Here is a 12,240-nt window from a genome sequence, read left to right as displayed (position 1 = left end):
AAGATGACAATTATATTACAGATCACATTAAACACCTGAAAAGAATACAACTCTTATGCAATGCGTGGTATGAAATAAATCTGTAATGAAAATCTCATAATGTTCTCACTCATCCATTTTCCAAGATGAGTACGTAATACTTCACTTTTGGCTAGGTAAGGTTATGAGCGCAGAAAAACTATATATAGAAAAAGAACTGAGTTGGTTGTCTTTCAACGAACGAGTATTACAAGAAGCTGCCGATAAAACCGTCCCTTTGATCGAACGTATTCGCTTTCTTGGGATCTTTTCCAACAATTTAGATGAATTTTACAAAGTACGCTTTGCGGACGTGAAGCGCAGAATCCTAATCAGCCAAGAGCGCGGTGGCAGTGATAGCCCTAAACGACTGTTAACCAAAATGCAGTCGAAAGCACTAAAGCTTAACGAACAATTTGATGAGCTTTACAGCGAGTTGATTCGAGAAATGGCGCGACGTCGCATTTTCTTGGTCAACGAGCAACAACTGGATGAATCGCAACAAAAGTGGATCGCGAAATACTTCCGTAGAGAGGTAATGCCGCATATCACTCCCCTCCTAATGAAAGACGAGATCGATGTTCTGCAATTTCTCAAAGACGAGTACGCTTACATCGCCGTAGAACTGCGTAAAGAAGAACATTATCAGTACGCTCTGATCGAAATTCCGACCGATCACCTTCCCCGCTTTGTGATGGTACCAGAACAGAAAGGAAAGCGTCGAAAAACCATCATCTTACTTGATAATATTATCCGCCACTGTTTGGACGAGCTGTTCAAAGGCTTTTTTGATTATGATGAGCTTAGCGGCTATGCGATGAAAATGACGCGTGACGCTGAATACGATTTACGCAACGAAATCGAGTACAGCTTGCTTGAACAAATGTCAGAGGGTGTCAATCAGCGACTGACAGCAAAGCCCGTTCGCTTCGTCTACGAACGCGATATGCCGCCTCAAATGTTAGAGTTTCTGTGTAACAAACTTAATATCTCTAACTACGATAACCTTATCCCCGGCGGACGCTATCACAACTTTAAAGACTTCATCGGCTTTCCAAATGTTGGACGAGAATATCTTGAAAATAAACCTCTCCCGCCAATGAAATGTGCCGATTTCGAAGGTTATGCCAACAGCTTTGACGCGATTAAAGCGAAAGATATTCTGCTCTATTATCCCTACCACACTTTTGACCACATTAGTGAGTTAGTGCGCCAAGCCTCCTTCGATCCCAAAGTACTTAGTATCAAGATTAACATTTATCGCGTCGCGAAAGATTCTCGCTTGATGAACTCTTTAATTGATGCGGTGCACAACGGCAAAAATGTCACTGTGGTCGTCGAACTGCAAGCTCGCTTTGATGAAGAAGCCAATATCGAATGGTCAAAAGTATTAACCGAAGCGGGTGTGCACGTCATCTTTGGTGCGCCTGGTCTTAAGATTCACTCAAAGCTACTGATGATTAGCCGCCGCGAAGGTGAAGAAATTATTCGCTACGCACACATCGGCACAGGCAACTTCCATGAGAAGACGGCACGAATTTATACCGACTTCTCCCTGCTTACGGCAGATCAAGAAATCACTAATGAAGTCCGTAATGTCTTCGGTTACATTGAGAATCCATACCGACCAGTGAAGTTCAATCACCTTATGGTATCTCCTCGTAATTCTCGAACCCAAATCTACCGCTTAATCGATAATGAAATTGCGAATGCCAAGCTAGGGAAAAAAGCCGCTCTTACGATCAAGGTCAATAACCTAGTCGATAAAGGCATCGTCAATAAGCTTTATGGAGCAAGTACTTCCGGTGTAAAAATAAACATGATCATTCGAGGCATGTGCTCATTAGTACCGGGCATTGAGGGGATCAGCGACAATATTCGCATCATCAGTATTGTTGACCGCTTTCTTGAGCACCCTCGCGTGGTGATCACCCACAATGATGGCGATCCGCAAGTTTATATCTCCTCCGCAGACTGGATGACAAGAAATATTGATCACCGTATCGAGGTAGCAGTACCAGTCCGTGATCCACGTTTGAAACAGAGAATTATTGATATAACGAATATCCATTTTACCGATACAGTAAAGGCTCGTTTAATAGATAAAGAAATGAGTAACGCTTACGTACCACGAGGTAATCGCAAAAAAGTTCGCTCTCAAATCGCTATCTATGACTATCTTAAAAATATAGAAAAGCAAACTAGAAAACAAAATTCAGATGCCTCAAATACTTGAACAAGATACTCGCTACATTGCCGCGATAGACCTCGGCTCAAACAGTTTCCATATGGTGGTGGCCAAAGTTGTCGGCAGTGACCTACAACTGGTTAGTCGTCATAAACAACGTGTTCGCTTAGCTTCAGGACTCGACAGTGAATTGAACTTAAGTCACGCCGCAATGGAGCGTGCGCTAGAATGCTTAGCCATGTTCGCTGAGAGGCTGCAAGGGCTTGATGAGTCAAATGTACGTATCGCCGCCACACACACACTAAGACGCGCTAAAAATGCCCACCTTTTCATTGAGCGTGCGAAAGAAGTGATGCCTTTCCCGATAGAAATTATCCCTGGAGAAGAAGAAGCCCGCCTGATTTACTTAGGCGTCGCGCACACTCAAGTAGAATCCAACTCCAAACTAGTCATCGATATCGGAGGCGGCAGTACCGAGATGATTATTGGACAAGAATTTGAGCCTGAGCTTCTCAACAGTAAACAGATGGGATGCGTCAGTTTTACAGAGCAATACTTTAAAAACGGCAAACTGTCAGGAAAAAACTTCAGCAAGGCGATGTTAGCGGCCGAACAAAAACTCGAGTCCATTGCTTCAACATATCGTAAAAAGGGCTGGGATATTGCTCTCGGCTCATCAGGAACCATCAAAGCGATTCAAGAAGTGCTAGTAGGATTAGGTTTTGAAGATGGCCTGATCACAGCGAGTCGACTGGATACACTTATCGAAACTCTGTGTAAATTTGATTCAATTGAAGATATTGAGCTGACGGGTCTAACAGAAGAACGTAAACCCGTATTCGCAGCAGGCGTAGCGATTTTGTCCGCGATTTTCAAAGCGCTTCGCATTGAGCAAATGTTTTTCTCCGATGGTGCTCTACGCGAAGGCCTGTTGTACGAAATGGAAGAACGTTTCGCACGCTCCGATATTCGCATGCGCACCACAGAAAATTTAGCCAACAAGCACCGAGTCGACTTAGAGCATGCCGCTCGTGTGAAGGGTCATGCACGTGAGATGTTATGTCAGGTACGCTCTGAACTAGGCATTAAGAAAAAGAGTGAGTTATTTGACTTACTAGAGTGGGCAGCGTTGCTTCATGAAGTCGGATTAAGTATTAACTTGCGTAGTTTCCATCGCCACTCTTTTTATATTCTGTTGCACTCCACCCTACAAGGCTTCAACCGTGAGCAGCAATTAGTGCTTGCAACATTAGCTCGCTTCCAGCGTAAAGCGCTCAAATTGCAAGAACTACCAGATTTCAACCTCTATAAACAGAGTGACGTTATAAGCCTCATCAAAATATTACGACTTTCTATCGTATTAAATGGGCAGCGTAATGAAGATCCATTGCCTGATATCACCTTATCTATCAAAAATGACGAATGGATTCTCACATGCACAGATGAAGCATGGCTAGAAAACAATAAATTACTTCACGCGGATTTACAGGAAGAACAAGAACGTTGGGACAGCGCGAAGTGGACACTCACTTTCTGATCTCGTACTCTTCATACCTAAATAAAAAGTCGGCTTACAGGCCGACTTTTTTTAACTCTTCTTCTGCAAAGTCTGCCGTAATGGGCACATAACCATCTTTCTCAACCAACGCTTGTCCCTGAGCAGAAAAGATAAAGCGAATAAACTCAGCTTCAATTGGTGTTAATGGGTAATCAGGGTGCTTATTCACGTAAACATATAAGTAACGTGATAGTGGGTACTTACCACTAACAATATGTTCTCGCGTTGGAGTCACGTAGTCATTTCCCATTTTAGCCACAGGGACTAAGCGCACGCCTGCCACTCGATAACCGACACCGGAATAACCAATTCCACTGATGGTTGACGCTACAGCTTGCACAACTGACGCGGAGCCTGGCTGCTCGTTAACTCGAGTCTTGAAATCGCCGCCACACAAGGCATTGCTTTTGAAGTAACCATAAGTTCCAGAAACGGAGTTACGACCAAACAACTGGACGTTTCGCTTTGCCCACTGTGATTCAAGACCTAGTTGCTGCCAGTTTGTGACAAATTGACTTTCACCACAGCGTAGCGTGGCAGAAAACAAAGCATCTAACTGACTAAAGTTAAGCCCTTGAATTGGATTATCTTGATGAACAAAAATACCGATTGCATCGATGGCTACCCTGAGCGCCGTTGGCTTGTAGCCATGTTCACGTTCAAACGCTTCAACCTCTCTTAAACGCATAGGGCGACTCATGGGACCAAACTGGGCTGTTTGTTCGGTCAATGCTGGAGGGGCAGTAGAAGAGCCAGATGCTTGGACTTGCGCATTAATATTCGGGTAAATGGATTTAAACTCTTCAACCCAAAGCGTTGTCATACCCGCAAGTGTATCGGAGCCAACAGAGAGCAAGTTTCCGACAATCCCCGTCGTTTTATGATAAGTCGGCAATGGTTTATCTTGAGCGGCAGCAATACAAGAACAAACAAGCGCGAATAAACTGAATGTTTTTGCCAATCGTAAAGCCATTATTTCACCACCAAACGCTCAGGCAATACGAAAGAAAACTTACTGCCCACACCTACTTCACTGTGAATTTCTAAATGAGAGTCATGGTGACTCAGCGCGTGTTTTACAATGGCTAGCCCTAAACCACTTCCACCAGTATCACGTGATCTTGCTTTATCCACTCGATAAAAACGCTCAGTAAGTCGATGGAGGTGCTGAGGTTCAATGCCATCACCACTATCTTCCACCTCTAAGCATGCGCCTTGAGAGGTCTGGAACCAACGAACATTAATGTTCGCACCAGGCGGTGTGTATTTGACGGCATTATAAACGAGGTTAGAGATAGCACTACGTAACTGGTCATCATCGCCCAGCACGCGTAGGCTAGCATCAACATCAAATTTCAATTTATGTTGGTTGTCCCCACTAAGGCTAACCGCCTCTTTTTCTAACACTTCAAGCATCGCAGGCACATTCACGACTTCCTCAAGCTCATGCATAGGTGCCGCTTCAATTTTAGATAGTGTCAGTAGTTGGTTCACCAAACTGTTCATGCGGTTAAGCTGCTCCGTCATGACACCATGAGCTTTGCTCCACATTGGACCCACGACCATATCAGGGTCTTCTGTCATCTCAAGATAACCTTGTAGCACCGTCATTGGTGTACGCAGTTCATGAGATACGTTGGCGAAGAAGTTGCGACGCATTCCCTCAAGTTGTTTTAATTGGCTCACATCACGCACTACCATCAAGTGCTCACCCTCGGTATACGGTACGATACGCAATTCCAGCATGCGTTCGACGTTGAGTGGTGAACGCATTTCTAATGGCTCTGAGAAGTCTTTCTTGTTGAGGTACTTGATAAAATCAGGTGTACGAATGAGATTGGAGATAGGTTGACCTGAATCTTCTGGCCAATGGAAGCCCAGTAAGTGCTGAGCCAGCTTGTTGCACCAAACAATATTACCTTCAGCACGGAATACCACTACCGCATCGGGTAGCGATTCCGCACCATTTCTGAATCGACGAATAAGATTAGTAAGTTCTTTTCGTTTGCGGCGTTGGCGCTGTTGTAAGCGATACAACCCATTGAACAAAGATTCCCAGTTACCGCTACCTGACGGTGGCGTGAGGCGTTTTTCATCCCATAACCAAGAAGATAAACGTACTTGGTTATGCAAATGCCACACAAGCTGCAATGCCGTAGCTGCCAAAAGCAACCACGGCATATAACCGAATATCCAACCTACTATCACCCATGGGGTGTAAAAAAAAGCCAGCTCCCAAGCCAGCTTTTTCCACGTTAATCTTTCAACCACTCATAACTCCAGAAATGGTACCGATAAGCTGCGTGTTAATTTATGCCTTCGTCGAGAAGCGGTATCCAGCACCACGAACAGTTTGGATCAGCTTATCATGCCCTGCAGCTTCCAATGCTTTACGCAGGCGGCGAATGTGAACATCGACCGTACGGTCTTCGACATACACGTTAGTGCCCCAAACATTGTTTAATAGCTGCTCACGGCTGTATACGCGTTCTTGATGCGTCATGAAAAAATGAAGCATCTTAAATTCTGTTGGGCCCATGTCTAATGGCGCATCATTAGCCGTAACACGGTGCGATACAGGGTCAAGCTTCAATCCCTGTACATCAATTACATCTTCTAGTGCAGTCGGGGTAACGCGACGAATCACCGCTTTTAAGCGTGCAACCAACTCTTTAGGAGAGAATGGCTTAGTAATGTAGTCATCCGCACCGACTTCTAAACCGCGCACTTTATCTTCTTCTTCACCACGAGCGGTAAGCATCACAACTGGAATGTTGCGCGTTAATTCCTCTCGCTTCATATGTTTGATGAAGTTAATGCCACTACCGCCTGGTAACATCCAATCCAGTAAAACTAAATCAGGGAAGGGTTCAGCCAGTTTGGTTACTGCAGTATCATAATCTTCCGCTTCTACCGCTTGGTAACCTTTCTGCTCAAGTACGAAGCACAGCATTTCGCGAATAGGAGCTTCGTCTTCAACAACCAGAATCCTTCTAGACATAATTGAGTAACCTTATGTTCGTTGAGCTAATGAATTTAAGAGACAAAGCGCCTCTCTATGCATAAGCATTATCACTACCAATTATGACACTTTTGTGACCTTTGAAAACAAATTTTCATATAACTTTCTTTTGAGGTTCATTCGGATATTTTTCATTTCTATTAAGACATCAGCACAAAAATTCCCTATGATTAGTCCCTTGTCATCAAGCCTAGAGAAGATTTATGTGGTTTAAAAACTGTCTGGTATACCGCGTTAACCGCGAGGTTACTTTTAACGCCGAACAACTAGAAACTCAGCTGTCTGAATTCCGATTCACCCCGTGTGGCAGTCAAGACAAACAGAAATTTGGCTGGGTCAGTGCAATGGGTAGACATGGCGATATGATGACTCACGTGTCAGAAAACCGCATTCTGATTTGCGCCAAGAAAGAAGAGAAAATGCTACCTGCCTCTGTGATCAAAGAATCATTGAATGCAAAAGTAGAAGCAATGGAAGCGCAAGAAGGTCGTCCTCTGAAGAAGAAAGAGAAAGACAACCTGAAAGATGACATCGTAATGGATTTACTGCCGCGCGCATTCAGCCGCAGCAGCCACACTCACGTGCTCATCATGCCAAAAGAAGGTTTTATCCTTGTTGATGCAAGCAGCTATAAAAAAGCAGAAGATGTATTAGCATTGCTTCGTAAAACCATGGGTAGTCTACCTGTTGTTCCTGCTATTCCAGAAGTGGCGATTGAAACTACGCTAACCGAGTGGGTGAAAAGCGGTGACACACCTCAAGGTATCAGCATGATGGACGAAGCTGAGCTAAAATCCGTACTTGAAGAAGGTGGTGTGATTCGCTGTAAGAAGCAAGAGCTAACCACTGATGAAATCCGCAACCACATCGCTGCGGATAAAGTCGTGACGAAACTTGCGCTTAATTGGCAAGATCGTATTGAGTTCATTATGACGGAAGATGCGGGCATCAAACGTCTAAAATTCTCTGATGAATTGAAAGATCAAAACGATGATATTCCACGTGAAGATCAAGCAGCTCGATTTGATGCAGACTTCTCTCTAATGTGTGGAGAGTTCAGTGCTTTCCTTCCCAACCTATACGATGCGCTAGGCGGCTTACCGAATCCTAACGCATAATATTGTATAAAGGTTAACCATAACGCCCTCACTTTTTTTGAGGGCGTTTTTCTATCTGAAGCACAATTACCCTAGTCACAGTTCACATTTTGACGTAAAATTTGCGCCCCATTTCCATTAGGTGGAATTGGCCTGACTTGTGATCAGATAAAAGAGAATTGAGCAATGACAACTGAGAAAGCATTCGTGCCTGAGCTACTATCTCCAGCGGGCAGCCTGAAAAACATGCGTTACGCATTCGCCTACGGGGCAGATGCAGTTTACGCTGGCCAACCTCGCTACAGCCTTCGCGTACGTAACAACGAGTTTAACCACGAGAACCTAAAAATCGGTATCGATGAAGCCCACGCCCTAGGCAAAAAGCTTTATGTGGTATGTAACATTCAACCACACAACTCGAAGCTAAAAACCTTCATCCGTGATCTTAAGCCAATCGTAGATATGGGTCCTGACGCATTGATCATGTCAGATCCAGGCCTAATTATGATGGTTCGTGAAGCTTTCCCAGAAATGCCAATTCACCTTTCTGTACAAGCAAACGCTGTAAACTGGGCGACCGTTAAGTTCTGGGCAGCGAATGGCGTGGAACGTGTGATCGTTTCTCGCGAGCTGTCTCTAGAAGAAATCGAAGAAATTCGTGAGCATTGCCCTGAAACTGAGCTTGAAGTATTCGTTCACGGTGCATTATGCATGGCTTACTCAGGTCGTTGCCTACTTTCTGGCTATATCAACAAACGTGACCCTAACCAAGGCACTTGCACTAACGCATGCCGCTGGGAATACAAAGTTGAAGAGGGTAAAGAAAACGACGCTGGTGATATCGTAGAGAAATTCGACCCGACTGAAGCACAGCCTGTCGAAGTACAAGACGAGCGCCCTGAAACCACAATTGGTCGCGGTAAACCAACAGATGAAGTCGTTCTGCTTTCTGAAGCACACCGTCCAGAAGAAAAAATGGCAGCTTACGAAGACGAGCATGGTACTTACATCATGAACTCTAAAGACCTACGTGCGGTACAGCATGTTGAGCGCCTAACCAAGATGGGTGTGCACTCGCTGAAAATCGAAGGTCGTACTAAATCATTCTATTACTGTGCTCGTACTGCACAGGTTTACCGTAAAGCGATTGATGATGCTGTAGCAGGCCGACCATTTGATGAAAGCCTAATGGGCACACTAGAGAGCCTAGCTCACCGTGGCTATACCGAAGGCTTCCTACGTCGTCATACTCACGACACCTACCAGAATTACGATTACGGCTACTCAGTTTCTGATGCTCAACAGTTTGTCGGTGAGTTCACTGGTAAACGTCGTGGCGATATGGCTGAAGTAGAAGTGAAAAACAAATTCCTTGTCGGTGATAGTCTTGAGCTAATGACGCCAAAAGGTAATGTTGTTTTCACGCTAGAAGCGATGGAAAACCGTAAGTCAGAGTCTATTGAGGATGCCAAAGGGAATGGTCACTTCGTCTTCATTCCAGTACCAGCAGATCTAGATTTAGAATATGGTCTATTGATGCGTAACTTGAACTCAGGGCAGGACACCCGTAACCCGACTGGTAAGTAATCATGGCCTTGCTCATTACTGACAAATGCATTAACTGCGACATGTGTGATCCCGAATGCCCCAATGGGGCAATCAGTATGGGAGAGAGCATTTTCGAAATTGATCCAGCGCTATGTACAGAGTGTAAGGGGCATTACGAAAAGCCGACCTGTCAGTCAGTGTGTCCAATTACAAAATGCATAATCACTGATCCGAACCATGTCGAAACTGAAGAGCAGTTGCTTGAAAAATTCGTGATTATTCAAGGGTTAGCATAAGAGCAATTAGGTTCAACTTTGGCATCAAAGTTGAACCTTTTCTCAACCTGATTTTTCAATAGGGATAATATTGCAGAACAGCTCTTTTTCAAAATGATACTCTAGTCTCTCACGCCAATTTTCCGCTTGAGAAACAGGTATTAAATAAAAGTTTTCTCGGCTCGTATCAGTAACGAAAGCCATCCCATATTGCATCAGCTCATAATGCACATCATTAACAAAACCCGGATCAAGGCGTTGACGCCCAGTCAGGTGATTCACATCCTCTCGAGTCAAAGAGACTCCTTTAGTATCACTGCTAAATCTGTGTCTTAACCACTCTGCAAATTCTTTTGCACAAATCATAGTCATGGTTTTGTCCTTGATTTACTCTTCTAACAGGAAAAGGGCATATCCCTGCCTTACACACTTGTCTGCGTTGTTATCGCTTTTTAGCCAACTGACAGACATATTGCTAAGAAACCAGAGTATCGTGACGAAAGATCTTTTTCTAAACAAAGAAGTTACAACTTACCCATACTACAACTCTTTGTTTAATTTAGATTTCTATAATATGTCCCCAAAACTAATTGGGTTAGTTTTTGTATTAGTATTATTCAATGTAGACAAAAGTATGATGTTTCTCCAGTTTCATAAAAGAGATCACCAAGTACAGATAAACCTGGAGAGTAACACTAATTAGGATTGATAAGCGGCAAGCATTGAGGTGGAACGACTTTTTTTCGTTTGGGCTTAGAGGTTGTTTTTACCCGTTGAGGGGTATCAGTAGGTTTTGCTTTCGGGGCCCAACTTGCAAGCTCAGCACCGCAACCATCACCTACTGGAGGTGGTGCTTGATCAACACAATAGTCGCTCGAATCAGGACAAGATAACCTGACGTGAAAGTGGTAATGATGCCCCCACCATGGACGTACTTTACGTAACCAAGAACGATCTTTGCCGTTTTCTTGCAAGCAAAGTTGCTCCTTAATAACAGGATGTACAAAAATTCGTGCAACATCCTTACTTTTTGAAGCGTACCGAATTAGCTTAAAGTGCCGTTCTTCCCAGCGATGATTAAGTATGGAATAACCTTTTAAATCCACCACACTCATGGGCTTAGGAAGTTGTAATTCGTTATAAGAAAGCGGTTGGTCAGCAAGTCTTAACCAAATATCGATATCTAACCCGGTTTGATGACTAGAATGACCAGAGGAGAACCTTCCACCTCTAGGTAAAGACAAATCACCAATCAGCAGAGTGGTGTTGAGATTTTGGTGAGCTTTAAGCGCCAGATTTTCAATAAACTCTATCGTTTTAGGGTGCCCATAGTAGCGCTTCGTTTTACTACGTAAGACTTGATAACCAACGCCATCGAGAGGCAAGGGTAATGCACCATCTAAACAACCGTTAGCATAACTACCAATAGAGGAGGAAGAGTTTCGGGTAGGATTAACCGCAGACTCCCAAGGAGTAGAACATACTGAAGCTGAGAAACATAAACCCAAAGTTACAATGAAACTCAGCCTCATAGCCTTTAACCTTTAGTAGTGTTCGCCATTATCGTAATAAGCTTTAGGAGATAAGGCGGAAAAGATAACTGCAACATCAATATCGGCACCAGCGATACCGCGCACTTGTTGCGTAATAAGCTTGGCAACTTCATCTTGCACTTCCTGGCCACGGTCGAACCAAAGCACTTCGACAAAAGGATATGCAGCACTCACCTCACCCTCATTGAAAAACGTAGTGTAGATATACTCAAAAGTAAAATCCTCACGCGGACAGTCCATTAGAGGCTGAAGTTCATCCGTAAGAGGTTTTGATAATGCCTGAACAGCTTGTGGCTCTACAGCACGGAATCGAAAATGTGGCATAAACTTACTTCCTAATTATTAGCATTAATGCATGATGATAACAGGAACCAAGTCAGTAATCATCCAAGCCAATGTAACCACTGACCTTTCAATAGATTGTGAATCAGATGTGCTCGATAACGAAGAAAAAGCGTTATGAAATTCGAAGGTAAAACAGAAAGAGCAACGCGATACATCAACATTTAATAATTACATTACTAGAAAATAAAACTATCTGAAGAAAAGGTATGCCATATTCGTTGGATAAACATACACCTGACGTCGAAACTATACGTTAGGAATAAAAGAGCCCCTGACCTAAGCCAGAGCTTATGAAAATGGGGGATAGGTGAAGTGGACCAATATCCCGGAGATATGAACTTTCAATCCCCCGATACTTTGGTATCAGAGGAATCGACAAGTCTCCAACTAGTCAGATTCTCTTTTCTTCAGATGCAAAAAAGCCCCAGCATTACTGCTGAGGCTTTAGAGTATGGCAGGGGTGGAGAGATTCGAACTCCCAACACGCGGATTTGGAATCCGCTGCTCTGCCAATTGGAGCTACACCCCTGTAATTCGTGTTTATTGAGACGACGCTCAAATAAGTGGCGGAGTGGACGGGACTCGAACCCGCGACCCCCGGCGTGACAGGCCGGTATTCTAACCAACTGAACTACC

11 protein-coding genes and 1 tRNA gene are annotated in these 12,240 nt (G+C 44.0%); 5 read left to right on the top strand and 7 right to left on the bottom strand.

What is annotated here, in order from left to right:
- Positions 1 to 163 precede the first annotated feature (163 nt).
- Positions 164 to 2,254, top strand: coding sequence for a polyphosphate kinase 1 (ppk1, locus tag R7Q47_RS22730; protein WP_005381748.1), 2,091 nt, complete (start codon positions 164 to 166; stop codon positions 2,252 to 2,254).
- On the top strand, positions 2,238 to 3,743 hold the full coding sequence (gene ppx / locus R7Q47_RS22725; protein ID WP_005381749.1) for an exopolyphosphatase: 1,506 nt from the start codon (positions 2,238 to 2,240) through the stop codon (positions 3,741 to 3,743). The genes ppk1 and ppx overlap by 17 nt, the downstream gene beginning before the upstream one ends.
- Positions 3,744 to 3,777: 34 nt before the next feature.
- On the opposite strand, the gene R7Q47_RS22720 is transcribed toward ppx, so the two are convergent.
- From R7Q47_RS22720 to phoB, 3 genes are read right to left on the bottom strand one after another with little or no spacing between them, the layout of a single operon-like run.
- Positions 3,778 to 4,737 carry a PstS family phosphate ABC transporter substrate-binding protein gene (locus tag R7Q47_RS22720; protein WP_053350235.1) on the bottom strand — a complete coding sequence of 320 codons (960 nt, stop codon included), beginning with the start codon at positions 4,735 to 4,737 and terminating at the stop codon, positions 3,778 to 3,780.
- A complete protein-coding gene (phoR, locus tag R7Q47_RS22715; RefSeq protein WP_005383667.1) occupies positions 4,737 to 6,035 on the bottom strand; it encodes a phosphate regulon sensor histidine kinase PhoR in 1,299 nt (432 codons plus the stop codon). The genes R7Q47_RS22720 and phoR overlap by 1 nt, the downstream gene beginning before the upstream one ends.
- 40 nt (positions 6,036 to 6,075) lie before the next feature.
- The gene (gene phoB / locus R7Q47_RS22710; protein WP_005381752.1) at positions 6,076 to 6,765 is read right to left on the bottom strand and encodes a phosphate regulon transcriptional regulator PhoB; all 690 of its coding nucleotides are present in this window, start codon (positions 6,763 to 6,765) and stop codon (positions 6,076 to 6,078) included.
- 224 nt (positions 6,766 to 6,989) lie between these two features.
- Here phoB and rdgC point away from each other — a divergent pair, with 224 nt between their 5' ends.
- From rdgC to R7Q47_RS22695, 3 genes are all read left to right on the top strand, one after another.
- Positions 6,990 to 7,904, top strand: coding sequence for a recombination-associated protein RdgC (gene rdgC, locus R7Q47_RS22705; RefSeq protein WP_005381753.1), 915 nt, complete (start codon positions 6,990 to 6,992; stop codon positions 7,902 to 7,904).
- Between the two features lie 165 nt (positions 7,905 to 8,069).
- Positions 8,070 to 9,470: a tRNA 5-hydroxyuridine modification protein YegQ gene (yegQ, locus tag R7Q47_RS22700; protein ID WP_248487362.1), complete on the top strand. Its 1,401-nt coding sequence runs from the start codon at positions 8,070 to 8,072 to the stop codon at positions 9,468 to 9,470.
- Between the two features lie 2 nt (positions 9,471 to 9,472).
- Positions 9,473 to 9,727, top strand: a complete 255-nt coding sequence (locus R7Q47_RS22695; protein ID WP_005381763.1) for a YfhL family 4Fe-4S dicluster ferredoxin — start codon at positions 9,473 to 9,475, stop codon at positions 9,725 to 9,727.
- Between the two features lie 42 nt (positions 9,728 to 9,769).
- Here the strand turns inward: R7Q47_RS22695 and R7Q47_RS22690 are convergent, their stop codons facing one another.
- The 4 genes from R7Q47_RS22690 to R7Q47_RS22675 all read right to left on the bottom strand — a co-directional run bounded on the left by R7Q47_RS22690 (position 9,770) and on the right by R7Q47_RS22675 (position 12,133).
- A complete protein-coding gene (locus tag R7Q47_RS22690; protein ID WP_005381765.1) occupies positions 9,770 to 10,078 on the bottom strand; it encodes a hypothetical protein in 309 nt (102 codons plus the stop codon).
- 323 nt (positions 10,079 to 10,401) lie between these two features.
- Positions 10,402 to 11,238, bottom strand: a complete 837-nt coding sequence (mepA, locus tag R7Q47_RS22685) for a penicillin-insensitive murein endopeptidase (protein WP_005381766.1) — start codon at positions 11,236 to 11,238, stop codon at positions 10,402 to 10,404.
- Positions 11,239 to 11,250: 12 nt separating this feature from the next.
- Positions 11,251 to 11,583, bottom strand: coding sequence for a DUF1904 domain-containing protein (locus R7Q47_RS22680; protein WP_005381768.1), 333 nt, complete (start codon positions 11,581 to 11,583; stop codon positions 11,251 to 11,253).
- A gap of 473 nt (positions 11,584 to 12,056) precedes the next feature.
- Positions 12,057 to 12,133: transfer RNA gene (locus tag R7Q47_RS22675), tRNA-Trp, on the bottom strand.
- Positions 12,134 to 12,240 lie beyond the last annotated feature (107 nt).

It is taken from the genome of Vibrio sp. Vb0349 (genome assembly GCF_033338975.1).
The sequence above is the reverse complement of the archived record's forward strand: the minus strand, read 5'-3'. Positions and strand labels throughout refer to the sequence as shown.